This window comes from Streptomyces sp. BHT-5-2 (assembly GCF_019774615.1).
Taxonomy (GTDB): Bacteria; Actinomycetota; Actinomycetes; order Streptomycetales; family Streptomycetaceae; genus Streptomyces.
The window spans coordinates 978,539-1,002,940 of record NZ_CP081497.1; the positions used below are offsets into that span (position 1 = coordinate 978,539).

The 24,402-nt window shown below is 72.2% G+C and carries 19 protein-coding genes and 1 pseudogene; 4 read left to right on the top strand and 16 right to left on the bottom strand.

From position 1 onward, the window contains the following. Position 1 precedes the first annotated feature (1 nt). From K2224_RS32245 to K2224_RS32315, 15 genes and pseudogenes are all read right to left on the bottom strand, one after another. Positions 2 to 1,306: an MFS transporter gene (locus K2224_RS32245; RefSeq protein ID WP_260693605.1), complete on the bottom strand. Its 1,305-nt coding sequence runs from the start codon at positions 1,304 to 1,306 to the stop codon at positions 2 to 4. Continuing rightward, positions 1,284 to 2,579, bottom strand: coding sequence for a type III PLP-dependent enzyme (locus K2224_RS32250; protein WP_221910711.1), 1,296 nt, complete (start codon positions 2,577 to 2,579; stop codon positions 1,284 to 1,286). The genes K2224_RS32245 and K2224_RS32250 overlap by 23 nt, the downstream gene beginning before the upstream one ends. After that, positions 2,576 to 4,273 (bottom strand): IucA/IucC family siderophore biosynthesis protein, encoded by a 1,698-nt coding sequence (locus K2224_RS32255; RefSeq protein WP_221910712.1) that lies wholly within the window; start codon positions 4,271 to 4,273, stop codon positions 2,576 to 2,578. The genes K2224_RS32250 and K2224_RS32255 overlap by 4 nt, the downstream gene beginning before the upstream one ends. Then, positions 4,270 to 5,934, bottom strand: coding sequence for an IucA/IucC family siderophore biosynthesis protein (locus K2224_RS32260; RefSeq protein WP_221910713.1), 1,665 nt, complete (start codon positions 5,932 to 5,934; stop codon positions 4,270 to 4,272). The genes K2224_RS32255 and K2224_RS32260 overlap by 4 nt, the downstream gene beginning before the upstream one ends. A gap of 282 nt (positions 5,935 to 6,216) precedes the next feature. Beyond that, positions 6,217 to 6,843 carry a DJ-1/PfpI family protein gene (locus tag K2224_RS32265; protein WP_221910714.1) on the bottom strand — a complete coding sequence of 209 codons (627 nt, stop codon included), beginning with the start codon at positions 6,841 to 6,843 and terminating at the stop codon, positions 6,217 to 6,219. Next, positions 6,840 to 7,817: a GlxA family transcriptional regulator gene (locus tag K2224_RS32270; protein ID WP_221910715.1), complete on the bottom strand. Its 978-nt coding sequence runs from the start codon at positions 7,815 to 7,817 to the stop codon at positions 6,840 to 6,842. The genes K2224_RS32265 and K2224_RS32270 overlap by 4 nt, the downstream gene beginning before the upstream one ends. A 104-nt stretch (positions 7,818 to 7,921) precedes the next feature. Continuing rightward, entirely contained in the window at positions 7,922 to 8,092 is a 171-nt protein-coding gene (locus K2224_RS32275; RefSeq protein WP_399020669.1) for a hypothetical protein, read from the bottom strand. Positions 8,093 to 8,174: 82 nt separating this feature from the next. Then, a pseudogene (locus K2224_RS32280) lies at positions 8,175 to 9,190 on the bottom strand (divalent metal cation transporter); the annotation flags it as partial. A gap of 4 nt (positions 9,191 to 9,194) precedes the next feature. Beyond that, positions 9,195 to 11,108, bottom strand: coding sequence for a glycosyltransferase family 39 protein (locus tag K2224_RS32285; RefSeq protein ID WP_221910716.1), 1,914 nt, complete (start codon positions 11,106 to 11,108; stop codon positions 9,195 to 9,197). A gap of 51 nt (positions 11,109 to 11,159) precedes the next feature. Then, positions 11,160 to 12,200: an NlpC/P60 family protein gene (locus tag K2224_RS32290; protein WP_221910717.1), complete on the bottom strand. Its 1,041-nt coding sequence runs from the start codon at positions 12,198 to 12,200 to the stop codon at positions 11,160 to 11,162. Positions 12,201 to 12,249: 49 nt separating this feature from the next. Beyond that, positions 12,250 to 12,732, bottom strand: coding sequence for a poly-gamma-glutamate biosynthesis protein PgsC/CapC (locus K2224_RS32295; protein WP_221910718.1), 483 nt, complete (start codon positions 12,730 to 12,732; stop codon positions 12,250 to 12,252). Further along, complete coding sequence (gene pgsB / locus K2224_RS32300) at positions 12,729 to 14,066, bottom strand: poly-gamma-glutamate synthase PgsB (protein ID WP_221910719.1); 1,338 nt, start codon at positions 14,064 to 14,066, stop codon at positions 12,729 to 12,731. Before pgsB ends, K2224_RS32295 begins: the two co-directional genes overlap by 4 nt. Position 14,067: 1 nt before the next feature. Further along, on the bottom strand, positions 14,068 to 16,413 hold the full coding sequence (locus K2224_RS41490; protein ID WP_221910720.1) for a HAMP domain-containing protein: 2,346 nt from the start codon (positions 16,411 to 16,413) through the stop codon (positions 14,068 to 14,070). A gap of 157 nt (positions 16,414 to 16,570) precedes the next feature. Continuing rightward, the gene (locus tag K2224_RS32310; RefSeq protein ID WP_260693606.1) at positions 16,571 to 17,725 is read right to left on the bottom strand and encodes a hydrolase; all 1,155 of its coding nucleotides are present in this window, start codon (positions 17,723 to 17,725) and stop codon (positions 16,571 to 16,573) included. A gap of 691 nt (positions 17,726 to 18,416) precedes the next feature. Then, on the bottom strand, positions 18,417 to 19,652 hold the full coding sequence (locus K2224_RS32315) for an Ig-like domain-containing protein (protein WP_221910722.1): 1,236 nt from the start codon (positions 19,650 to 19,652) through the stop codon (positions 18,417 to 18,419). A gap of 167 nt (positions 19,653 to 19,819) precedes the next feature. Here K2224_RS32315 and K2224_RS32320 point away from each other — a divergent pair, with 167 nt between their 5' ends. Further along, entirely contained in the window at positions 19,820 to 20,560 is a 741-nt protein-coding gene (locus K2224_RS32320; protein ID WP_221910723.1) for a class I SAM-dependent methyltransferase, read from the top strand. A 66-nt stretch (positions 20,561 to 20,626) separates the two neighbouring features. On the opposite strand, the gene K2224_RS32325 is transcribed toward K2224_RS32320, so the two are convergent. Continuing rightward, positions 20,627 to 21,589: a YafY family protein gene (locus tag K2224_RS32325; protein WP_260693607.1), complete on the bottom strand. Its 963-nt coding sequence runs from the start codon at positions 21,587 to 21,589 to the stop codon at positions 20,627 to 20,629. A 94-nt stretch (positions 21,590 to 21,683) separates the two neighbouring features. Between K2224_RS32325 and K2224_RS32330 the strand changes: the two genes are divergently transcribed. From K2224_RS32330 to K2224_RS32340, 3 genes are all read left to right on the top strand, one after another. Further along, positions 21,684 to 22,403, top strand: coding sequence for an NADPH-dependent F420 reductase (locus K2224_RS32330; protein WP_221910724.1), 720 nt, complete (start codon positions 21,684 to 21,686; stop codon positions 22,401 to 22,403). A 187-nt stretch (positions 22,404 to 22,590) separates the two neighbouring features. Next, entirely contained in the window at positions 22,591 to 22,986 is a 396-nt protein-coding gene (locus K2224_RS32335; protein WP_221910725.1) for a VOC family protein, read from the top strand. 49 nt (positions 22,987 to 23,035) lie between these two features. Then, positions 23,036 to 24,253 carry a winged helix DNA-binding domain-containing protein gene (locus tag K2224_RS32340; protein WP_221910726.1) on the top strand — a complete coding sequence of 406 codons (1,218 nt, stop codon included), beginning with the start codon at positions 23,036 to 23,038 and terminating at the stop codon, positions 24,251 to 24,253. Positions 24,254 to 24,402: the final 149 nt, after the last annotated feature.

Here is a 24,402-nt window from a genome sequence, read left to right on the forward strand (position 1 = left end):
GTCACACATCTCGACGGCCGCCGACGGCTGGATCACGGCAGGCTTCCCCTTTCGGGTGAGCGGGGGCCGGGCAGCTCACGGCCACCGCCCCGGCGGCCAGCAGACCGGCCGCCCCGCCGAGGACGAGCCCGTACCGGGCGCCGAAGGTCTGGGCGATCCAGCCGATCAGGGGGGCGCCGAAGGGGGTGCCCCCGAGGAGGACGAGGAAATAGACGGACAGCACGCGTCCGCGCATGCCCGGATCGGTGCTGAGCTGGACGAGCGTGTTCGCCATGGTGGTCACCAGGACGGCGGCGGCTCCGGTCGGAACCAGCACCACGGCACATGCGACGGGCGTGGGCATGACGCCGGCCGCGGCTTCGAGCAGACCGAACCCCGCGGCCCACCCCACGAGCAGCCGCAGCGACGGCGGTCGGCTGCGGCCCGCGGCCCGCAGCGCCCCGAGCAGACTGCCCGCGGCATAGGCGGCGGACAGCGCGCCGAACGCCGCCGCGCCGGTGTGGAATTCGGTGACCGCCAGGAGGGAGATCGTCACCTGGAAGTTCAGGCAGAAGGTGCCGATGACGGCGGTCAGGGCGATGGTGCGGCGCAGCGGGGGAGTGGCGCGGATATGGCGCAGGGCGTCGGTCAGCCGTACGCCGTTCGCCGCCCGACGGCGCGTGGCGGCGGGGTCGGGCGGGCGCATGGTCGCCAGCCCGGCGAGGACCGCCGCGTACGAGAAGGCGTTCAGCAGGAAGACCCAGCCGCTGCCGAGGGCGGCGATGACCACCCCGGCGACGGCCGGCCCCAGGAAGCGGGCGGCGTTGAACTGCGCCGCGTTCACGCTGACCGCGCTGGGCAGCCGTGCGCGGCCGACCAACTCGCCGATGAAGGCGTTGCGCGCCGGCCCGTCCAGCGCGGTGGCCGCCCCGAGGGCCGTGGCCAGGGCGTAGACGTGCCAGACCCGCACCGTGCCGCCGAGCGTCAGTGCTCCCAGGAGCAGGGCCTGACCGGCCATCAGACTCTGGGTGAGGAGCAACAGGGTGCGTTTGGGGTACCGGTCGGCGATGACGCCTCCCCACAGGCCGAGCAGGCTCTGGGGGAGGAACTGAAGAGCGGTGACGATGCCGACGGCGGTGCCGCTGTGTCCGGTGAGCTGGAGGACCAGCCAGTCCTGCGCGGCCCGGTGCATCCACGTTCCGGTGTTGGACACCAACTGGCCGAGCACGTACCGGCGGAAGGCGCGGACGCGGAGCGCATGCGGCGCGGCCTGCTCGGGCGGTGGGGTCTCCGCCTGCGTGGCCTCAGCCGCGGCGCCGGGCAACATGGCCTCCCCCGGACGGCTGGGCGTGCACGGTGGGCGGGGGCGCCTCGCAGTCCGGGCGAGCGGAATCCGGGCGAACGGGATCCGGGGGTACGGAATCCGGTGACGCGGTGTCCAGGTAGTGGAACCCGGGCGCCGGGTGCATGAGGAAGTCGTGGTGGGAGATGTTCCAGGCGTAGGCGCCGGCCATCGCGAACGCCACGCGGTCGCCCGCCCGCAGCCGCCCGACGGGTGCGCGTCGGGCCAGGACGTCCTTGGGAGTGCACAACTGCCCCACCAGCGTCACCGGTTCGTCGGCGACGGCCGGCCGTGCCCACGGCCAGGGCCAGTCGTCACGGGCCACGACCTCGAAGGGCTGGTCGTGGCCCTTGGCGGCCGGAGTGCGCAGATGATGGGTGCCCCCGGCCAGCACGGCGAACGCCTCGCCGTGACTGTGCTTGACGTCGAGGACCCGGGTCACGTACCAGCCGCAGTACGCGCTCACCGACCGGCCTGGTTCGATGCGCACCCTCAGCCCCGGGTGGTCCGCCAGGATGCGGCGCAGGCCGCTGCCGAAGGCCGGCCAGTCGAAGCGGCGCCCCGGATCGGCGTAGTCGACGCCCATTCCTCCGCCGATGTTGACCTCGTGCAGCCGGATGCCTCGGGAGCGGGCCCACTCCACGGCCCAGGTGATCACGTGCTCGGCGATCCGCAGCTGTGCCACGGCATCCAGACCGGAGGCCAGATGCGCGTGCACACCCCGCAGCCGGATGCCCGGGTGGGCGGCCAGGAGCCGCAGACAGGCATCCAGGCGGGTGGGGTCGATGCCGAAGGGACTGGGCCGCCCGCCCATCGCCAACGACACCGCTCCCAGGCCGATGGGCAGATTGACCCGCAGGAGCACCTCCACGGGGCGGGCCGCGGCGAGCGCGCCGAGCATCTGCAGTTCGTGCTCGCTCTCGACGTGCAGTCGCTCCACCCCGACGTCCAGTGCCTGTGCCAGTTCCGGAGCCGACTTTCCCGGTCCGCCGAAGGCGAGGCGGGCCCGGGGCAACTCCTCGCAGACATGCCGGAGTTCGCCGCCCGAGGCGACCTCGAAGCCGTCGACGACGTCCCGCAGGACCCGCAGCAGCCGGGGATCCGGGTTCGCCTTGGCGGCGTAGAACAACTCCACCCGTTCGGGCAGTGCTTCCCGGATGGTGCGGACATGGTGGCGCAGTCCGGCCAAGTCGTGGACGTAGGCGGGAAGTCCGTCGTCCGCCAGGCGCCGCAGGTGGTCTTCCAGGTGTGCCTTCACGGGGTCACCTGCCGGGTGAAGTCGTCGGACAGCGGACTGGGCAGCGGCACATAGGTGGCGTGCCGGTCCGCCTGGCGGGCCCAGCGCAACCGGAGGTTGGCCTTGGCGGGCAGTGGCACGCCGGACAGCAGCGCCCGCAGCCTGGGCGGGTCGCCCGCGTCGGCCGCATAGGCCGCGATGTGGTCGTGGACCAGCCCCCACAGGGACGCCTCCAGCGCGGGTGCGGTGTCGGCCAGTGCGCTGACCATTTCCGCGACGTGGTTGACCAGCAGGCAGTATGCGACGCGGTCCCAGCCGTGGGCGGCGCTGTAGGTGAGCGGGCCGCCGGTCGCCTCGTCCAGCGCGGCCAGCGTCCGGTGGTGGCGCTCGGGGACGAGCTTGGTGCCTTCCAGGTCGCGGAAGAGGACGTGTGCGGGCATGCCGTCCGGGCGCACGCCGACGACCACGTTCTGCAGATGCGGCTCCAGGACCACGCCGTGCTCGAAGTACGCGGCCAGGACCGGCGGCAGCAACAGGCGGAGATAGGCGTCCCACCAGGCCAGCGGGTCGGAGCCCCGGCGGGCCAGGAGCCGGGAGATGTGCGCCGGGCTGTTGGGGTACTCGTCGGCGACGGCGGCGGCCAGCAGGGGGGTGACGGCGGGCGGCAGATGCCGGCCGAAGCCCTCGCGCACGATCACCCCGAAACCCTCGTGGATATCGCGGTCGCCGTCGAGGTCGAGGCTGCGATAGCCCGGCTCGCCCAGCATGCCGCACCCCGGGTACCGCGCGCGCAGTGCCGCGAACACCGGCCGGACGACCCTGTGCAGGACGACCGCACCGGCCAGCTCGTAGGCGGAGTTCTTCCGCACGCAGTTGGTCAGGCGCACATTCAGGCTGAACTTCAGGAACACGTCGGCAGCCGGCTCGTACACGGTGCGCACCGAGGCCGTGGGCGCCACCGGCGGACCGCCGCTGCCCAGATCGTGCACGTCGCCGCGGGCGAGCGCGGTACGCAGGGCGGGGTGGCCGGACAGCATCCGGTACTGCCACGGGTGGACGGGCAGGACGAGGTGGTCCGGCCGGCCCGGACCCAGGGCGTCCAGGGCGCCGGAGTCGCCTTCCGCGCGGAGCAGTTCGGGACGTACGGCGAGATAGCGCAGAGCGAACCGGCTGCTGGTCTCCGGCCCGTACTCCAGCCACTCGTGTGGGTCTCCGCCACGGGACTTGGGGGTGGGGTGGAAGCGGTGCCCGTAGACGAGGGACTGCTCGGAGGCGAGATAGGCGTCGGGCGCGGGCCGGTGGGCGCGCCGGGCCTGGAGCACGGAGTGGATGGTGGCCCGGCTGGCCGCCACCTGGGCGGTGAACTCCTCGTTGTCCGCGCCGGTGCACAGGGTGAGTTCCGCGCGGATCAGATCCGCCAGGGCGGCCGAGCCGAGCGGGGACCAGACGGTGCCCTCGCGGCGCTCGGGCGGCCCGCTGAAGCGGTGGGCGCCGATCAGCGACAGACGACGCAGCGCCACCCGCAGCAGCACCCCGCGGCGCGGCAGACGCACCAGGAGGTGTCCGTCGGCGACGGTGACCTGGCGTTCGGGTCCGGAGACCTCACGCACCAGGCAGTTGAGGAGGGTGTGCGCGGTCACCACGTCCGCCGTGGCGCCGTCGACGTCGGTGGCGGTGGTGCCGGGGGCCGGTGTGCCGAGGGTCGGAGAAGTCATCGCCGGGCCTCCCCTCGGACGCCACCGCGCTGGGCGGCCACCGGGTTGGGCACCTCCACCCACTGGGCCATGCCGGGGGTGTCGGCCAGTCGCATGGCGGTGGTGGCCTTCAACGGCCAGGCGGCGGCGAAGAACGCCTCCTCGTCACCGTCCTCGGTACGCAGCGCGGCGAAGACCCTCCGGGCGACGCCGGCGACCACGGCCCACAGGTCGTCGGGATCGGCTCCGCGCGCCCGGGTCAGCACGGCCACCAGCTCGCCGAACACGCCGCTCAGCAGTGCGCCGAACAGCTTGGTCCGCAGTGCGAACGGGTCCTCGCCCGCACGGCTCCCGGCCAGCCGCGGCAGTTCGAGTCCGCAGGCGGCCAGGCGCCGTCCGCTCACCCGCACGCCGTCCAGATCCCGGTACAGCACCCGTACCGGGCGGCCCTGCCGAAGCACCACCAGCGTGTTCTGCCCGTGCGCCTCCAGTGCGACCCCCATGGACAGCAGCGTCAGGGCGGGTGGCAGCACCAGTTCCGCGAACTCCCCGAGCCAGTCCGCCGCGTCACCGGTGATCAGTGCGGCTTCGGTGGCGTGGACGGCGGTCAGGGGGGCGGCGATCTCGTCCGGGCCCGTGTACCGGTCGCTCGACTCCCGCACCATCGAGGCCAGGGACGGGCACGGCCGGCCGTCCACGCGCACGGCTCCGCCGCCCAGCTCCCGAAGCACACACAGCCGGTCCGCGTGGCCGGACTTGTCGACGACCGCCGCCACCAGGTCGGACAGCGCGGGACCGTCGGCGACCTCCGCCGGAGCGATGGTGCGTCGGTAGTTGGTCAGCTGCACGTCCAGCGATGTCTTGACGTGGTGGCCGGGCAGGGCGGTCAGCGGGGCGAGGGTCCGCAGGGACATCAGCGGACGCGCCGTGAGCGACCTCCCGGAGAGCGGCAGGCCCGCGAACCGTGGGAGGACATGGTCGCGCTGCCAGGGATGCAGCGGCACCAGCACGGTGTCGTCGTCGCGCAGTTCCGCCGGCCAGGCGCCGGCCTGCTGCCACCGGTGGGCGGGAACGGCCAGCAAGGGCATGTCGACCAGGGGCCGGTGCTCGGGTGCGTAGGCCAGCACCTCGGCCACCGACAGACCGGTGCGGGTCCGGCAGCACGGGTGCTGGGGGTGGCCGTCGACCACGGCCTGTTCGGCGTCCACGCTGTCGCGCACCACGGGCAGGCCGGCTCCGACGGCGGCCCGGGCCAGGGCCAGGTTGGCCACGCTGTTGGCCAGCTCGGCACCCAGTGTGCGGGCCGCCGGCGTGCGCAGGCCCAGCCAGGCCAGCAGCCGCACCGGGTCCGACACCGGTCCCGCCGGTGTTTCCACGGCGAAGCCGGGCGGCGTCCGGACGAACCGCTCGGCGAAGACCGCGTCGCCCGTCAGACACCCGCCGTCCTCCAGGGAGACGGTCAGGGTGCCACCGGTGCGGCGCCGGCCGGCGATTCCCGGCAGCGGCTCCCGGGCGAACGCCCCCCACAGGCGCCCCAGCACCGTGGCCTGCGCTCCGGGCAGGGAACGTAAGAAGGGCCCCGTCAACTCGGGCCGGGCTGCTCGTACTTCATCGGCCGCCACCTGGAGCGGATCGTCGTGCGCCACGGACGGGGCCGGGCGGAGGTCTTCGAGCTCTCGCATCATGTGTCCCTTCGGGCCGGGTGACCTCGGGCATGGCCATCCGCGCCAAGAGCCGCTGCGAGCTTCTTCCGCCCCGGCTCTTCACGCCGATGACAACGCTACGCAGCGGCAGGTGAACACACCGCCAGCAAAGGGAGAGGGGACGGACAGCACCAGGCCAAGAAACCGAAGCCCGTCCGCAGGAGACCAAGAGACCAGGAGGTCAGGAGACGGGGCCGAGGGGCGGGGCCGAGGGACGGGTGCCGTGGGCCCGGACCGGCCGGGACCACGGCCGCCCCGCGTTCAGCAGCGGCCCGACGGCTCGTCGGAGAGGTAGGGCGGTGCGGGCTCGTACTGGATGTAACGGCGCACCGCGCGGGCGTGGTCGCGGCCGTGCAGTCGGCCGATCAGCCACAGGGCCATGTCGATGCCGGCGGACACGCCCTGGCTGGTGACCAGTTGGCCGTCGACCACATAGCGTGCGTCGCGGACGACGGTGATGTCCTCGCGTGCCTGAAGAGTGTCCTCGAAGGCGTGATGGGTGGCCACTCGGCGGCCGCGGGCCGGGCCGGCCTCGTGCAGCAGCAGGGAGCCGGTGCACACGCCGGTGGTCCAGGCGGCCTGGGCGGAGGTCTTGCCGATCCACTCGACGAGTGCGGGGTTGGACACCTGGGTCCGGGTGCCGTTCCCGCCGGGCACGAGCAGCACGTCGAGCGGCGGGTGGTCGTCGAAGGTGCGGTCGGGCAGCACCCGCATGCCCTTGCTGCAACGGACGGGGCCCGGCCGCTCGGCGATCAGCACGGTGGTGTCCGGCCGCTCGGCGGTGTTCTGCTGCTCGCGGATCATGCCGGAGGAGGTGAACACCTCCCAGGGCCCGACGAAGTCCAGTTCCTCGGCTGCCTCGAACAACAGCAGTCCATAGGTCGTCATGCAAACTCTTTCGTGTTCATGGATCGGAAACGGTCCCGGTACTCGGACGGTGCCACGCCGACGTGCCGGTGGAAGGAGCGGCGCAGCGTCTCCGCGGTACCGAAGCCGCAGTGGTGGGCGATGGCCTCGACGGGATCGTCGCCTTCGACCAGGGCCCGGCGTGCCGCCTCCACGCGCACCTGCTCCACGTAAGCCGCCGGGGGCGTGCCGAGTTCGGCGGTGAACCGGCGCTGGAGATGACGGGTGCTCAGGCCGGCGTGCGTGGCCAGGTCGGATATGCCGTGCCGGGCCCGGGGGTCGGCGTGGATCGCCGACACCGCGGCCCGGATCGGGTCGGTGGACGGCTGGCGCGACCACAGCGGCACGCTGAACTGCGACTGGTTGCCCGGTCGGCGCAGGAAGAGCACCAGTTCCTGGGCGACGGCCCGGGCGATGTCCTGGCCGAGGTCGTCCTCCACCAGGGCGAGCGCGAGATCCATGCCGGCGGTCACCCCGGCCGAGGTCCACACCCGCCCGTCCCTGATGAAGATCGGGTCGCAGTCCACCTTCAGCTCAGGGTGCTGCCGGACCAGCTGCCCGGCCCGGGACCAATGGGTGGTGACCCGGCGGCCGTCGGCGAGCCCGGCGGCCGCCAGCAGGAACACTCCGCTGCACACGGAGGTGACGCGGCGGGCGGACTTCCCGGCCGCGGCGATCCATCCGGTCAGCGTGGCGTCCCCGACGGCGTGGTCGACGCCGTTGCCGCCCACCACCACCAGGGTGTCGATGCCGTCCGGCCCCAGGTCGGCCACACCGTGCCCGGCGTGTACGGCCAGGCCGCTGGAGGACCGGACGGGCCCGGCGGCGGGTGCCAGGACCTGACAGTCGTAACCCCCTGCGAGCTTTCCCGCGTACTGGAACACCTCCTGCGGACCGACCAGATCCAGGGCCTGGAAGCCGTCGAAGACCACGAAGACAATGCGACGTTGCTGCACGTCTTCAGCCTGCTGGCTCCGGCGTGATGGCGTCAACGACATGCATCCCACGATTCGCGCCATCACCCGAGGGCGCTTCGAGGCCCTGGCCGATGCCGCCGGATTCAAGCGGGAACGGGGCCCGGGGTGACGGGCTCCGGGAACTCCAGGCGGTTGCCGACCGGGTCCGTGGTCTGGAAGCGGCGGCGGCCTCGCACGCTGACGTGCCACACCACCGGTGCGCCGTGCGCCTCCAGACGGGCGGCGAGTTGGGCATGGGCGAGTGCGGTGAGCATGGCGAACGGGCCTCCGTTCGGTGCGGTGAGAGGGGTCCGGGGCGCGATCGACTCGCCCCGGAAACAATGGCGTTGGACTGCCTCAGCCGCCGAAGGCGACCTGGGCGAGCGTGATGACGGCCAGGTCCGTCGCGACGAGGAGACAGGCGCGCAGCGCGCCCATGCCGAGCCTGCGCGCGGTGGACATGGTCGGCCTGGTCAGCGTGGCGAGCGGGGGTATGCGCCAGGTGTCCCGGCCGGTGCGGTCGATCGGGTCCTCCTTGGTGCCGGTGCGGCGGCGGGTGAAGGCGTACCCGGCGGCCAGCACCCCGACGACGCCGCAGGCGGCCATGATGTCCAGGATCGCGCCCGCGGAGATGTCCGGGAAGAGGACCGAGGCGGTCAGGATGATCGACAGGGCGACCAGGACGCCTACGACGGCCGAGGTGAACGCGTTGGTCCTCGGCCCGTTGACCCAGGGGCCGAGGACGGCCTTGTCGTTGCAGAGGAGGAGCAGGAAGACGCTGGCGGACGGCAGCAGCACGCCGGCGAGGGTCTGGACGCCTTCGGTGAGCAGGCCCCGTGGCGAGCCGGGGATCAGCACGAGCGCGGCGGCGGCCGCGACCAGGCCGGCGCAGACGGCGTAGGAGCCCTTGGCACCACCGCGATGCCGATGAAGTCGCGGGCCGTCTGCGACGCGGCGGGGTGGATCGTGCAGTAGATCGGTACCAGCAGCAGCGAGGCGGCGCACAGCGCGATGGCCATCCGCTCGAAGCGGCGGAAGGATCCGGTGAACGCGGACGCGATGATGATCGCGGCGGCCAGCACCACCGACGCCGCCCTCGGCAGGCCCAGGTAGCCGGTGGCCAGCGTGATGCCGATGAACTCGGTCACCAGCGTCAGCGCGTTCAGCAGGAACGGGTCGATGACGGAGAACGCGTCCCAGAACTTCCCGAACCGCGCCAGGATGAGCCGGGCGTGCCGGACGCCGGTGACGGCGCCCAGGCGCAGCACCATCTCCTGGTTGACGTAGAGGACCGGTGTGAGCAGGAGCAGGGTCCACAGCAGGTGCGTGCCGTAGTTCTGACCTGCCTGACCGTAGGTCGCGAACGCGCCGGCGCGCTCAGCCGCCCGGTCGAGCGCAGTCGTAGAGGGTGAAGCTGCCCTCCGAGGCGCGGCCGTATGCGCCCGGCGGGACGCGGGTGCAGCTCCGCCGCACCCAGGCCGTGGCCGGTGTGGACGGGCGGTGCGTGGTCAGCAGGGCGTAGCGCAGTTGGTGGGCGGCGACCAGGTCGCGCAGTTGGCGTGGGGCAGGGTACGGCGTCAGGCCGGTGAAGCCGCCCATGACCAGCATGGGGCGGGAGGTCGCGCGCAGCAGGGGCTCGGCGCCGTAGGCGGCCTGGGTGGCGAGCAGGTACTTCTCGCCCGAGCGGTGCCCGGAGAGGTAGTGCAGGAGCGCGGTGTCCCGGGCGGAGGGCTCGTCCAGGGGGTTGCGCGGGATCCTGGCCCGGTGGTGGAGCGCATCGCGGTAGCCGGGGCCGACCGGCCCGGCCAGCGGCTCGACCGGTGAGCCGGGGTACCGCGGGTTCAGGCAGGAGGCGGCCCATACGGCCGGGGCCAGCAGCGCCGATGCCAGGCAGGCCGCGAGGGCGCTGTGCACCGCCCGGCGCGAGGTGTGCGGACCGCCGGTCCACAGGCCGACGGCCCCGCACAGGCCGAGCATCAGGACCACCGGCAGCAGCCAGGGCGCGAAGTGACTGTGCGGGCCGTGGATCACCGCGGCCCACAACGTCGTGACGCCGACCGCGATGGGCAGCGCCGCCCGACGCCGGCCGCCGGCGCGGTACTCGGCCCAGAAGACGGCGGCTCCCGCACCGGACAGCGCGGCCAGGGCCGGGGCCAGTACGGCGGTGTAATAGCCGTGGTTGCCGTTGGAGTTGCTGAAGACCACGATGTGCATCAGCAGCCATCCGCCCCAGAGCAGAAAGCCCGCCCGCGACCCGTCGGTGCGGGGGTGCCCGGCCCGCCACCACACGCCCAGCACCAATGCCAGTACGGCCGCCGGCAGGAGCCAGGCGATCTGCGGACCCACGCTCTGGTTGACCAGCATCGTCCAACCGGTGTTGCCGGTGGTGCGGCTGGCGGCGGTGCCGGCGACGGCGCCCAGCGCATGCGGGTCGTGGCCGAAGCGGCTCAGCCCGTTGTAGCCGAAGACCAGGGTGAAGGGGTTGTTGTTGGTCGTGCCGTCGACGTACGGACGGTCGGTGGCGGGGGTCGCCCAGACCAGCAGGAGCCAGAAGCAGGAGACGGCCAGGGCGGTGGTTCCGGCCAGCAGCAGCCGCCGGGCGCGGTCCAGGCGGGAGCCGGGAGCGGCCAGTTGGTAGACGGCGGCGAAGACCGGCAGGACGAGCCATGCCTGGAGCATCTTGGCCTGGAAGGCCAGTCCCACCCATGTCGCGCACAGGAGCAGCGGCCCCGGCCTCCCGGTGGCGACGGCCTTCTGCAGCGCTCCCGCCGCCAGGACCAGCAGCAGGACCAGGAGCGTGTCGGGGATGGTGTGCCGGTCGAGGGCGACGGCGATCGGGGTGAGCGCGAGGGCCAGCGCGGCGAGCAGCCCTGCCGTGGGGCCGGCCCAGGCACGGACGATCCGGTGCAGTGCCCCGACGGCGAGTACGCCCTCCAGGACCTGCGGCAGTACCGCCGCCCAGTTGTGCGGCCCCAGCAGCCGGACGGAGAGGGCCTGCGGCCAGAGCGCACCGGGGATCTTGTCCACGGTGATCGAACCGCTCGGGTCCAGCCCGCCGAACACGAAGGCATGCCAGTCCGCGGCCATCGACCGCACGGCCGCGCTGTAGTACGGGTGCACCCCGGCACGGTCGATGCCCCAGGCGTAGAGCACCGTGGCCGTTGCCAGGATCAGCAGCAGCGCGGACGACTCCCGGCTGAGGGAGGGCCGCCGGCAGTGCCTGGCGTGGACGGCCCGGGTGGGGCGCCGGCGGCGGTCGGTGGGTTCGTGGGTGGGGGAGGCGGTGGCCACGGTGGGGTCTCTCCGGGGGCGGCGGATGGGTGTGGAAGGGGCGCGTCGGCTTCACAGGCGGCGGGCCGTGCGCAGCCCCCGGGCGTAGAAGCCGTGGCCGTCGAGCGTGGCGCGGCCGGCCAGGTCGCCCATGGTGGGGCCGTTCGCCTGCGAGCGGCTGGAGTAGAAGCGCGGATGCCCGTCGTCGTCCGGCCCCAGGTACATGCCGCAGTGATCGATGCCGTGTGGCCGGCCGATGTCGATGGAGAAGAAGACCAGGTCGCCGGGGAGCAGCGCACCGAGGTCGGCAGGTGGCGTGCCGGTGTCCGGGATCAGGGACACGCCCGGTGCCCGGGCGGCGATGGCGTAGGCCCGCCGGGGCAGGCCCACCCCCGTGTCGTTGGTGGCGTGCAGGGGGTATCCCATGCGGTAGCCCCAGACCAGGCGCATGAAGCCGGAGCAGTCCACATCCCCGTAGCGCTCCTGCTCCGGGTGCTTGCGGGTGCCGTCCGGGAAGGTCCAGGGGATGCCGAGGTAATCGTAGAAGTCGGACTTCTCGTCGCGGCGATGGAACGACCCGGGCGGCAGCCCGGGAACCTCCGGCCCGAAGTGGGCCCTGCCGGCGTAGCGCAGGCCCGATGCGGTGCGCCGGTCGGGCGCCCCGTCGCCGTACTGGAAGGCCACTGCGAGGACGTCCGGACCGCGGTCGGCGAGGGCCTTGGGAAACCACTCCCGGAACCAGCGGGTCGCTTCCTTGCCCTGGCGCCAGGCGCCGGGCATCAGCCGTACCCAGGCATCGCCGCGCACCACGGCATCGGTGGTGCGCGACTCGCTCCAGACCCGGGTCGGGCCGGCCAGTACCGCGCTGCGCGCGCCGTCGGTGAAGGTGGCCAGCACCCGGCCGTCGGTGGCGCGCGCCACCGTGCGGGCGGGCGCGGTGCGCCGCTCGAAGTGATAGCCGCCGGTCGGTACCGGGAAGTCGTCGCCCGGTGCGCCGCGGTGGGAATGGTGCCAGGCATATCCGCCGACCGCCCCCGCGGCGGCCAGGCCGACGGCGGAGCCGAGGATCTGACGGCGACTGGGCCTGCGGGGCGGAGCGGGCTCGGTGCCCATGGTGGCCTCCTCGACGTGCGGACGGGTGTGGTGGGCGAGGGCGGCCGGATCAGCCGACCGGCAGTGCCCCCAGCAGCAGGCCGGCGACCAGCACCACGTACGTGCCCAGGGTGACCGCGGTGGTGGAGACCACGGTGGCCGCGAGCGGTTGCCGGACCAGCTGATAGGCGATCAGGCCGGGCACGATGAACCCCAGTGTCTGGGCGGTGTAGAGCTGTGGGAACTCGTGCTGGAGCGCGAGCGCCACCGTGGTCTGCAACAGCACCGCGGCGAGCACGACGGCGGCGAACAGCCGCTTCCCGTAAAGGATCACATGACGCTGGAGGACCTTGGTCGCGAGGAGCGTGAGCACGGTGACGCCGATCACCATCGCGGCCCGGGCCATATCGGTGACGAGGGTCAGCGCCAGCCAGCCGGGGGTGATCATGCCGCCCGGAGAGAGGTTGGTGGTCAGATAGCAGATCAGCGAGAAGACCAACCCGAGGGCGATTCCCAGTGCGGCGGTCTGTGGAGTGACGTCGACGGGGATCACGACAGTTTCCTTGCGGGCTGGCGCCGGGCTTCGGCACGGACGGAGGACGGGATCGGAACAGGCGGGCCGGATGCCGGGGCGTTCAGCGACGCCACCCAGCTGTACGGCTCCGGCTCGGGCGGATGGGCCACCGGAAGCGGCTCGTCGACGTCGTCCGGGGGCAGCTCGGCCAGGCGCTCCAGGAACAGCTCTCCCTGACCATGGATGTTGCCGATGGCCACCAGCGAGGAATCCGGGGCCACTTCGGCGAGGATCGCGCGGGTCAGCTCCCGTGCGTCGCGCCGCTCGCCGCCCAGGTCCACCACCCGGCCCGAGGACCAGTCCGGCGGGATGCCGTCGCGGGCGCTCTTGGTCGGATGCCCGATGAGAAAGACCGTCTCCGGGGCCAGGGCGGGCACGATCGCTCCCATCTGCCCGTTGCGTTCCACCCGGTCCGGACGGCAGTTGACGACCACGTTCAGCGGGCGGCGGATCGCACCGAGCTGCTCCAGCTGCCGGACGTTCATCAGGGTCGACTCGGGGTCGTTGGCGGCGAAGACGTTGGCGAACCGCAACCGCCCCCCGCCAGGTGTGCGGTAGCGCTCGACGGAGAGCACGCCGGGGTCCGGTGGCGCCTCCCACATACCGCGCAGTGCGGTGGCCCGGTCCACCCCCAGCAGCTCGGCCACGGCCAGCGCGATCGCGACGTTCTCCTTGAAGGTGAACCAGCTGAACCCGCGCAGCTCCTCGTCGGTGACCGACTCCGGATCGACGGTGATCAGCCGGCAACTCCGTTTGTCGGCCTCCTCCTTGAGGATCGGCAGTCGTTCCTGCTCCGCGGTGACACAGATCCCACCGACCGGCATCGAACGGGACAACGAGCGCGCCACGTCGTCCAGCGTCGGACCCATCTCGTCGAGATGGTCCTCGCGCACATTGCACAGCACGCCGATGGTGGAGCGGATCAGTTTCTCCTGGTTGATCTCCTGCAGTGCCGGCATCACCGCCATGCACTCGATCACCAGGGCGTCCGGCCGGTACGCGGCCGCACGCCGTACGATGCCGATCTGCTCGACGACATTGGCGATGCCCAGCTTCCGGTACACGGGCTCCTCGGTGGCATCCGGGTGGATGAACCGGGCGGCGGTGCCGGTGGTCTTGGCGACGGTGACCAGACCGCCGCCGCGCAGCGCCCCCGCGCACAGCCGGGTGATCGAGCTCTTGCCACGGATGCCGTTGACCAGCACCCGAGCGGGGATCTGCGCCAGTGCGGCGTAGTGCCGCCGCTGTTCCAGCACACCGGCGACCACCAGCACGGCACAGGTCAGCAGCAGCACAACGTAGAGGAAGAGCACGTCAGTCGGTCCTTTGCTGCCATGGCGCGGTGCCGCGCCGGGACGAGGGGGCGGCGGGGGCCGCATCGGATCCGGTACCTCGGTCCCGTTCCACCAGTGCCTGCCGGAGCAGTTCCAGGTTGCGGGTGACCGAGCCGCACTCGTCGTGGTGGACCGGGTACAGCACGGTGCGACGGTCTCCACCGGCCAGGCGCTCCGCGCACCTGGTGAGGGCCCGCAGCGGCCTGGCGACGACGATGTGCAGCCAGGTCAGACCGGCGACGCCCAGGGACAGGGCGAGCAGTCCGGCCAGCATGGTGCGCGCCTGGAGCTGATACCCCGTCAGCTCAAGGTCGGCGGCGGCCTCGGCGGAGACCACCCGCCAGCCGAGTGCGGCCACCGACCCGGTACGGGCCAGGGGTGCCGCGGCCGCGACCGACGGGCCCTCGCCCGGGGCGGTCGCCGCGTCCAGGACGGCCGATGCCGGGTCGCCCGCGCCCCCGTGCGCCGCGCCGTTCCTGGCCACGAGACGGGCCAGGCCCCGGGTGGGCAGCGGCTGGAAGGCCCGGAAGTCGGTGTTCGCCGCGAGCACCCGATGGCGCTCGTCGGTCAGCCACACCCGGCCCAGCCCCGGCCGCGCGACCACGTCGTCCAACGCGCCAACGCCGATCTCCGCGACGACCACGGCCGGTGCGGTGGCCCCTTCGGCGTTCTTGGTCGCCGGGATCCGGGCGTAGGCGGCGAGTGTGGGGTTCCGGCCGGACGTGGTGACCTGGGCGAGGCCGTCGCCGGCCGGTGCGTCGGCGAGGGGGTGCAGCGGCCGCCTGCCCGCCCGCAGCACGATCGCGCCGGCGCGGTTCAGTACGTACAGCGACCGGTACACGGGATGGTCGGCGCGCTCCCGCCGCAGGATCTCCTCCGCCCTTTCCGGCGGCGCGTCGGAGAGGGCCGGCGCCACCGCCGCGAGGTCGGTGCGGCTCTGGTCGAGGGACTGCCGGACGCGGTCGGCGGCGGCTTCGGTACGTGCCTGTTGGTCGGCGACGGCGGTGGCCGGAACCGCCTGGGCGGCCGGTACCCGGTTGAACAGGAACAGCAGGGGCATCGCCCACGCGGCGATCACCAGCGCGCAGACAAGAAGGACGGACCGCACCCCGGGCCGACACCGCACCGGACGTACGCGCCGCGCGGGCCGCACTGGTTGCACGGGCTCCGGCCCTGCCCCGCCCAGCAGTTGACGGCGTATCGACTCCAGCGCCCGGCCGACCCTCGCGGGCTCACCGAACGCCGCGACCGGCACCGGCCGCGCCAGCCCGGCCCGCGCCGCGGCTGCTTCGCCCCGTGCCGCGGGCATGTCGCAGACGCCTCCGGCCAGCCGGGCGGCGGACAGATGCAGCCGCAGCAGCGGACGCTGCACGGCGCCCCACAGCACCAGGGTGACCAGCACGGCGATCACCACCAGTGCGCCCGCGGCAGCGAGGGCGAACGACATATGGCCGCCCCCGCCTCCGCCCTTGGCCGACGCCACCTCCCGGAACGTGACCACCGTCAGCCCCAGTTGGGAGCCTTCGTCCTGGCCGTCGCCCCGGCCGGCCTTGCCGTTCGCCGCCGCGACCGATGCCCACCCGGTGACCCGGCGCAATCCAGCGTGCTCGTCGCCGAGCACGCTGCCGGAGGTGTCGCCGGCGGACCGTCCGGCGTCGGCCGCCCGCACCACCGCGGCGGACCGGGTGCCCTCCTCGGCGTCAGGCGCCGGGGCGGTACCGGCGCCGCCGGTGGTGGCGAGCACCTTCCCGTCCCGATCCACCAACTGGCCGGTGCGCCCGTCTCCGTACACCACCGGAGCGGCGAGCTTCTCCGCTACGACCAGCAGGAGTTGGTGCCCCGCACGGGGCACGGTCACCCGGGCGAAGAGCAACAGCAGAGGTCCGTCACTCCCCGACGGGACCAACCGGGGGGCCGGGTTCGCGGTGTCCGGCCGCATGAGGGCCGCCGCATCCACACCCGACAACGGAACCGCCGCACCGCTGGACGCGAGCGGACTGCCCGTCTGCGGGTCGAGCAGTACGCCACCCAGCGCCGGCGCCGGGGGGCCGATAGGGACAAGGGACTTCAGTACGGCCGCCGGAGTGCTGGCGTCGGCGGGCGTGGCGGACGCCGCGGAACGGCGCACCGCAGTGGCACCGGCATCGACGGCGGCCCGGACCGAGGCCGCCGCGTCCTCGGCGATCCGGCGTTCCGCAACGCGTACCGCCTGCGGGACTTCCTGGTCCTGGACGGTGCCGAGAGCGAGGGTGGGGAACGCGGCGACCGCCAGCAGTGCGCAGAGCAGAGCGGCGATCGGCGGGCGGACACCTCCGAGCAGAGGCATGTCGGCACGGCGTCGCGCACGGTGGGGGCGGGGCGCGTGAGCTACCGGGGGCAGGGCGGAAGTCCTCTCGGCACGTGGGGGGATGCGGGCGGATGGCCGTGACATGCCGTCGCGCTGTGCAGTCGTCGCAGTCGTCGGGCGGTGGCCTTCCGCTGGTTCAGCGCACGAAGGCGACCTCCGGGTAGCGGTGTGAGGGGCCGTCGAGCAGATGACCGTGCCGGTCCCGCAGGTGCTTGTCGAAGAAGGCCGCGAGATACCTGCGTTGGATCTCGATGGCGCGGTCGGGGGCGATCGTGCCGAGTATCGGCACCAGTTGAGGCGGGGTGTACCCGTATGCGCCCGGTGCCTGGGGGAGCAGGGCCTCGGCATCGGTGAAGGAGTTGTGCTCGGCGCCGCGCAGCCTCAGGTCGAGCCGCTCCCCGTGCAGGTGTTTCCAGAACTGCGCCCAGCTCCCGTCGGTGCCGCGGTTGTGGTGCTGGGAACTGAACAGCAGGAAGGGACGGTCGAGCGGTTTTTTGACCTCGGAGCCGAAGAGCTGCCCGTCCAGGTTCGCGCCGGCACGGATCCTGGAGTCCGCGTGCATGGCGGCCGGCACCGCTCCTCCGCCGAGGGAGGCGCCGAACATCCCGATCCGGTGCATGTTCACGGCATGGGCCAGGCCGTGGGGGAGCGGGGCGTGTTCCACGTCCGGGTTGTGGCCGTGGGCGAGCGCGGCCAGTTGGTTGATGACGAAGTGGGTGTCCGCCGCCCGCACGGCGATCGTATGGGACGCATGGGTGCCTGGCGGCATGGTGTTCACCTCACGCCGCCCGCCCGGGAACAGCACCTCGGAGGCATCGTGGGTGTGGTCGATGGTGACGACCAGGTATCCGCGGCTGGCCAGGTCCTGCACCAGCGAGGTCCCCGATGCCCGGCTTCCGTGCAGCCCGGGGGAGTAGAGCAGCACGGGCAGCTTGCCGGCCCGGCGGTCGACCGGGGCGCCGAGATGGCCGGCGGTGGTGGGCAGGATCGCCCCGCCCGGCAGCACCTGCTGACTGTTCGGGAGTCGCGCGGCGGGATAGCGACCGGTGTGCGTGGCCGGATACCACAACGAGACCATCAGCTCGCGCGGTTGGTTTCCGGGCACCCACGGATCCGCGCGGGTGGCGTCGCGCAAGTGGAGGTCGACCGTTCCGACGCGATAGCGCCCGGTCGGGGCGGGGAGAGTCAGCTGGCCCGGAGCCGGCGGTGGATCCAGGGCCGTCGCCCTGGCCATGGGTGCACCGGCGGTCTTCTCCGCGGCGGTGGCGGGGCCGATACCGGCTCCCAGCACGACGGCCAAGGTCCCGGTGGTGCCGACGACCCGGGCGCGTAAACGACTCTGGCGCCTTCGTGCGTGTTTCCCCATGGGCAACTCCTCTCCCAGACGACGAACGCCACCTGTCCGGCGATCGGTTGGCGCTCATCGTAATAGGTAATTCGCAGTGGTCGGCCCAAGTGGCTTTCCCGTACGGAGAGTTCTCATTACCGCACAGTTGGCCACCTTTGGCCCGACCGGACTCCCGTTTCCGGGCCACGCCGTGCGCGTGATTGCGCAGGAGAAGAAAACCGGGGATTTGACCGTGAGTGGCGAGGTGTTCCACTCAGCGCCACGTCACGAACTGCCCAAACATGCCCAGCGACAGGCAATCTGGTGCGCCGGCCAAGCCCCCCGGCGGTATCCCATTGCCCTGTGCATTTCACCGAACTCGCCAGTAGCAGTGGCCGAGTTGGCGTCAGGACATTTGAACGCCTCGTGAAGATGAGGTACTAATTCCTTCTGCGGATCGCGAGCGGAAGCCCTTGCCGGCTGTCGCTGCCATTCGCCGTCGTGCGCCTTGCGCGCGCCCGATTCGCTCATGTGCATTCCCCGGGTCAAAACTGCGTCAAAACTGCGGGGAAGGCAATCGCATTGCCCACGACCACCATGTCCGCGACCACCATTGCCCACGGTCCGTCCGGCGCCGCGATGAAGGCGCCCGTCATCACAGCGCGCTGCCCGCCTGCCACTCGGACCAGGAGAGGTTCCATCCGTTGAGGCCGTTGTCCGGCTTCACGGTCTGCTCGGGCGAGTTCTTGACGATCACGACGTCGCCGACGAGTGACTGCTCGAAGAACCACCTGGCCGGGGTGTCGCCCCCGCCGCCCTGGTTGTCGTGCAGGCCGATGCAGCCGTGGCTGGTGCCGGAGCGGCCGAAGAGCGAAGGGCTGCTCCAGTAGTTGCCGTGGAGGAAGGTGCCGGAGGCCGACAGTCGCATCGCATGCGGCACGTCCGGAATCTTGTACGTGTCGTTGGGGTTGTTGAAGCCGACGGTCGAACCGTCCATCCGGGTCTGGGCGAGCTTCTCCGAGATCACCATCTGGCCGTTGTAGGTCGGGTGCTTCGGGCTGCCACCGGAGACCGGCAGGGACTTGAGGGGTTTGCCGTCCCGGACGACCGTCAGGGTCTGGGTGTTCAGATCGACGGTGGAGACCTGCGACCGGCCGATGGTGAAGGTCACCGTCTTGGACTGCACGCCGGTGATGCCCTTGCCGCCCCGCACGCCCGCCAGGTCGATCTTCATCGTGACCGTCGAGCCGGCCTTCCAGTACTCCTGGGGGCGGAAGTCCAGGCGCTGCCCGCCGAACCAGTGCCCGACGACCTTCTGGCCGCTGCCGGCGGACACCGTGAGGTGGGATTCGACGTCCTTCTTGTTGCTGATCGGCTTGTCGAAGGTGAAGGACACCGGCATGCCGACGCCGACGGTCGTGCCGCCGTCGGGGGTGTAGGAGGCGGTGAAGCTGTTCTTCGCGGAGACCGTCGTGAAAGTGGACTTCTCGGCGGCCGAACGCCTCTTGCCGTCCTTGGCGTTGGCGACCAACTGGTATCTGGTGCCGCGCTCCAACGGGGCGGAGGGCTTCCAGGAGGTGCCGTCGGCGGCTATCGAGCCCTTGACCGTGACACCGCTGTCCACCCGGACCAGCCGCACATCGGTCAGCCTGCCGCCGCTGACGCTGACGCCGGTGTCGAGGCCGGCATCGGTGGCGCCGTTCCGCGCCGAGACTTTGATCTTGATACTCGACGTGTCCTTGCCGGCCCCCTCGCCGCCGCCCGACGCGCCGCCCCCGCCACATGCGGACAGGGCCAACGCACCCGCCGCGAGGAGAGCCGAGGTGGCGAGTGCGCCCTGCCTGCGCCGGGGTCGGCGGGTAACAGGCACAGGGGTTTCCGACGCTGTCATGAGCAGCTCCGCAGGAGGTAGGGCCAAGGCCGGGAATGTCGCCGCCGACCGTACGGACAGCTCCTTAAACGTGCCTCTTAGATCTCCTGCCCCGACCCGGGCAGCCGCCGCCCTCGGTCTCAATTGCGCCCTACTGCGGGGCGGTTGGGCTGACTACGGTGCGGCGGGTGGCCAACTCATACTCCGCGCTCTCGCAGTACTACGACCTCATCGTGACCTCGGGCTACTACGACTACGGCGCCTACGACGCCTATGCGCGCACCCTGCTGGCACAGCTCGGCGACCGGAGAGAGGTCCTGGAGATCGGCGTGGGAAGCGGACTGGTCTGCGAACGCCTGCTGGAGCTGAGCGGGGCCGCTCTGCGGATCACCGGGATCGATCACGCCGAGAGCACGATCGCCCAGGCGCGGGCCAGGCTCGGGCACCGCGTACAGCTCGTCCGGCACGACATCGCGGAGCTGACCGGGCTGCCGGCCTTCGACGCCGCCTACTCCGTCGCCGGTGTCTGGTACGAGGCCGAGGACGCGACCGGCACCGCGCTGTGCAGCCACCTCCTGGAGGAGAGCGACGACATCCGGGCACTCAGGAACCTCGCCGCCGCGGTCCGGCCCGGAGGGCCGCTGCTGCTCGCCGTCCACCAGGGCCACCGGACCTACCAACGACCGCTGCCCGGCGGACTGGTGTATGCGCAGGAGGTCCGCACGGAGGGCCGTACGAAGGGCTACATGACGGGCGATCGGTATGTGCAGGACTGCTTCGTCCGGCGGGCGGGCGAGGTGGTGGCGCACCAACGCCGCCGCTTCCGCGTCTACCCCCAGGACCGGGCCGACCAACTGCTGGCGGAGTGCGGCTTCCGCTTCGATGCGGCCACCGGCGACGGGCTGCTGCGACAGTACCTGCGTACGTAGACGGCCGGCCGGCTGGCCGATCGGCTGGTGGCGGTGCCGGCGGTTGGACCGTGCGGCCGGGCGAGGTCAGCCGTTGAGGGCGTGCAGGGTGCGCTGGACGGTGTCGCGGAGGTGGGTGAGGACGTCGGGGTCGGCGTCGAGGGTGTAGTCGGCATCGAGGCCGGTGAGGGTCCGGGCGATGCGGGGCAGCTGGTCGTCGGAGGCGTCGAGGCGGCAGGTGCGGTCGTCGAGGGGCCGCAGTCGGGTGCCGAGACCGGGGGTGCGGGCGCGTATCTGCTCGGCGGGTGCCTGGACGGTGGCGATGGCGCGGTAGCGGGTGGGGGCGGTGGAGAGCCGGGCGGCGACGAAGGCGGTGGGGTCGTCGCCCGGGACCGGGCGGGGCGGGACGCGTCGGCCGGTGGGTGTGACGCCGGTGATGCGGTCGAGGCGGAAGAGACGCCAGTCATCCTTGGTGGTGTCGTGAGCGAGGAGGTACCACAGGTCGCCAGAGGCGACGAGATGGCAGGGCTCGGCTCGGCGGCCCGTGGTGGCGCCGCGCCGGGCGGTGTAGTCGAAGGCGACGATCTCGTGGTCGCGGCAGGCGACCGCGAGAGCGGCCATCAGCGCGGGGTCGGCGCGCGGACCGCGGGTCTCCCAGGCGATGCCGGAGGCGGTGCTCTGGAGGGCGGTGACCTGGCCGCGCAGGCGACGCGGAAGGACTTGTTCCAGTTTGGCCAGGGCGCGCAGGGCGGTTTCCTCGATGCCGGTCAGGCCGCCGGCGGCGGTGCGCAGGGCGATGGTGACGGCGACGGCCTCGTCGTCGTCGAGGAGCAGCGGCGGCAGGTCGGTACCGGGGGCCAGGCGGTAGCCGCCGGCGTGGCCGCGGGCGCTGTCGACGGGATAGCCGAGGTCGCGCAGGCGGTCGATGTCACGGCGGACGGTGCGCACGGTCACGGAGAGTCGCTCCGCGAGATCGGCTCCGGACCATTCCCGCCGGGTCTGCAGCAGGGACAGCAGCCGCAGCACGCGGGCGGTCATGTCGCTCGTCATGAATTCCATGATGCCCGGGTCAGAGGACACGGACTGTCCTGAATTGCTTCTACGGTGGGTGACGTCCGCATGGAGCAAAACGGGAGGTTTCCGCATGAAGATCGCTGTTCTCGGTACCGGTGGCGGTGCCCGCTGCCACATCGCCAAGCTGCTGGAGCTGGGCCACGAGGTGGTGGTCGGCACCCGCGACGTACAGGCCACGCTGGCCCGCACCGAGCCCGACATGATGGGCAACCCGCCCTTCAAGCAGTTCCTCGCCGATCACCCGGGCGCCACGCTGCTGTCCTTCGGCGACGCCGCTGCCGCCGCCGACGAGCTGGTCATCAACGGCATCGACGGCCACAACGCGGTGGCGGCCCTGTCCGCCGCCGCCGACGCTCTGGCGGGCAAGACGCTGATCGACTACGCCGTCCCGTTCGTCTACCAGCACCAGCCGGAGCACCCCTGGCCCACGCCGTGGGGAATCATGCCGAAGCTGGAGCCGGTGGACACCGACAGCCTCGGCGAGCAGATCCAGCGCGCCCTGCCCCGGACCAAGGTCGTGAAGTCCTTCGTCACCCAGGAGCAGAGCACCGTCGTCGCCCCGGCGAGCGTCGGCGGCGGGGATCACACCATGTTCGTCGCCGGTGACCACGCCGACGCCAAGCAGCAGGCCACCGACCTGCTCAAGGAGTACGGCTGGAGCGACATCCTCGACCTCGGCCCGCTGGTGTGCGCCCGCGGCATGGAGATGTACGCGCACATGCACTCCGCGATCGGCTTCGGCCTGGGCCAGCAGTTCGGCGGCCACTTCGGCATCAAGGTCGTCCGCTGAGCCGACCGCCTCGGCGGCGGTTGGTCCGGCGGAAACCGCGGGAATCAGGGAAGCCGCCACTCGTGGCCGCTTCCCCTTGCCTCCCCGCCCTGCCTGGCGGCCCGGCGCGCCGACGCACGCGACCTGCCCGCTCGGCGAGCCCACGGCACAGCGCCTCGCCTCACTTCACCTCACAGGACACTTCCCCATGCCCAGCCAAGCCCCCGCCCCCCTGTCCGGAAAGATCCTCTGCCAGGCCATGTGGGCCCGCGACGGCCGCCGGCTGGCCGATTTCTACGCCGCCGCCCTGGGCACCGAGGTCCGCCAGACCTTCCCGGACGAGCACGGCAACGAGGCCGCCTGCGCCTTCTACGTCGGCGCGACGATGTACCTCTTCTACACCTCCGGATCGTTCGCCGCCCCCAACTGGCCCGAGGAAGAGCTGCCCTTCCACATGGACCTCGCCTTCGACGACGTCACGGCGGCGGAGCAGCGACTGCTGGAAACGGGCGCCACCAAACCCGCCCATCAGCCCGGCGGAGACCACTGGACCGTCCTGCTCGACCCCTCCGGTCAGCCCTTCTGCATCCACGCGGCCCACTGAAACCACCGACCCCGCTGAATCGACCGAACCCGCTGAACCCACTGCATCCATGACCACGACCGCCCTGCCCCGCGTCACTCCCGCCCAGCGCCGTTCCCGCCTCGTCCGCCGTCACCTCCTGGCGCCCGCCCTGCGCAAGGACACGGCCGAGGCGGTCGCCGAGGCGCTGGTCGGCCTGCACGCCACCGACCCCGCCACCGTCTATCTGACCGCCGCGGCCCGCATGCACACGCCGACCGCGGCCGCCATCGACCACTCCCTCTACCACGCCCCCAACGGCACACCGGGACTGGAACGCATCCGCTGCATGCGCCGCACCATGTTCGTCGTTCCGGCCCACCTGGCCCCGGCCGTCCGGTCCGCCACCGTTCGCGACGCCCCTCGTCAACGCGCCGCCACCACCGCCCAGTTGGTCCAGGCCCTCGGCTGGGACGAGCGTCGCTGCGCCGAGGTGGAAACGGCCGTCCTGGCGGCCCTCACCACACACGGTGCGGCCACCGCCGCCCAACTCGCCGCCGAAATCCCCGCCCTGCGCGAGCAGATGGTCACCTTCCCGGGCAAGCCGTACCAGTCCCGGCAGCGCGTCAGCTCGCCCATCCTGGGGCTGCTGGCCGCAGAGGGACGCATCCGCCGGACCCGGCCGGCCGGGTCGTGGACGTCCGCACAGTTCCGTTGGGCACCGGCCCGTCCGCTGCGGGCTGTACCACCCGCCGAGGCGAAGACCCAACTGGCCCGCCGCTACCTCACCGCCTTCGGCCCGGCCACCGTGGCCGACCTGAAATGGTGGACCGGCTGGAGCCTCACCGACACCCGCGGAGCCCTCGCCGCCACCGGCGCCCAGGCCGTCGAACTCGACGAAGGCACCGGCTATCTCCTACCCGAGGACATCGAAGACATCGAAGACCTCGGGGGTCGAGACGGTCTCCAAGGCGCTGAGGGCGCTGGGCCCGCGGTGGCCCTGCTGCCCAGTCTCGACCCCACACCCATGGGCTGGCGTCATCGTGACTGGTATCTCGACCCGGACCACACCAAGGCACTCTTCGACCGCAACGGCAACATCGGCCCCACGATCTGGTGGAACGGCCGCATCATCGGCACCTGGGCCCAGCACCCCGACGGTCACCTCAATCACCACCTCCTGACCGACCCGGGAGGCCAGGCCCGTACCGCCATCGAAGCCGAGACCGACCGCACCCGGGCCTTCCTGGCGGACACTCGCGTCACCCCGTGCTACCGCACACCCCTCGAACGCAGCCTCACCACCTGACGCTCCGCCGAGCCACGTCAGCACATCAGCGGAAGGCGGCGGCATGCTCCGATGCCCACTGCCGCCTCAAGGCCCCGGCGATGAACTCCACCTGCTGACGGGGCGTCACCCGATCCGGGCCGGTCGGGCCATGGGTGTGCAGCCATAGG

What these genes read in the sequence shown, in the direction of transcription:
- K2224_RS32245 (WP_260693605.1), bottom strand. Translation starts at nt 1,306, where the DNA reads ATGTTGCCCGGCGCCGCGGCTGAGGCCACGCAGGCGGAGACCCCACCG.
- K2224_RS32255 (WP_221910712.1), bottom strand. Translation starts at nt 4,273, where the DNA reads ATGACTTCTCCGACCCTCGGCACACCGGCCCCCGGCACCACCGCCACC.
- K2224_RS32260 (WP_221910713.1), bottom strand. Translation starts at nt 5,934, where the DNA reads ATGCGAGAGCTCGAAGACCTCCGCCCGGCCCCGTCCGTGGCGCACGAC.
- K2224_RS32265 (WP_221910714.1), bottom strand. Translation starts at nt 6,843, where the DNA reads ATGACGACCTATGGACTGCTGTTGTTCGAGGCAGCCGAGGAACTGGAC.
- K2224_RS32275 (WP_399020669.1), bottom strand. Translation starts at nt 8,092, where the DNA reads ATGCTCACCGCACTCGCCCATGCCCAACTCGCCGCCCGTCTGGAGGCG.
- K2224_RS32290 (WP_221910717.1), bottom strand. Translation starts at nt 12,200, where the DNA reads ATGGGCACCGAGCCCGCTCCGCCCCGCAGGCCCAGTCGCCGTCAGATC.
- K2224_RS41490 (WP_221910720.1), bottom strand. Translation starts at nt 16,413, where the DNA reads ATGCCTCTGCTCGGAGGTGTCCGCCCGCCGATCGCCGCTCTGCTCTGC.
- K2224_RS32315 (WP_221910722.1), bottom strand. Translation starts at nt 19,652, where the DNA reads ATGACAGCGTCGGAAACCCCTGTGCCTGTTACCCGCCGACCCCGGCGC.
- K2224_RS32325 (WP_260693607.1), bottom strand. Translation starts at nt 21,589, where the DNA reads ATGACGAGCGACATGACCGCCCGCGTGCTGCGGCTGCTGTCCCTGCTG.
- K2224_RS32330 (WP_221910724.1), top strand. Translation starts at nt 21,684, where the DNA reads ATGAAGATCGCTGTTCTCGGTACCGGTGGCGGTGCCCGCTGCCACATC.
- K2224_RS32335 (WP_221910725.1), top strand. Translation starts at nt 22,591, where the DNA reads ATGCCCAGCCAAGCCCCCGCCCCCCTGTCCGGAAAGATCCTCTGCCAG.
- K2224_RS32340 (WP_221910726.1), top strand. Translation starts at nt 23,036, where the DNA reads ATGACCACGACCGCCCTGCCCCGCGTCACTCCCGCCCAGCGCCGTTCC.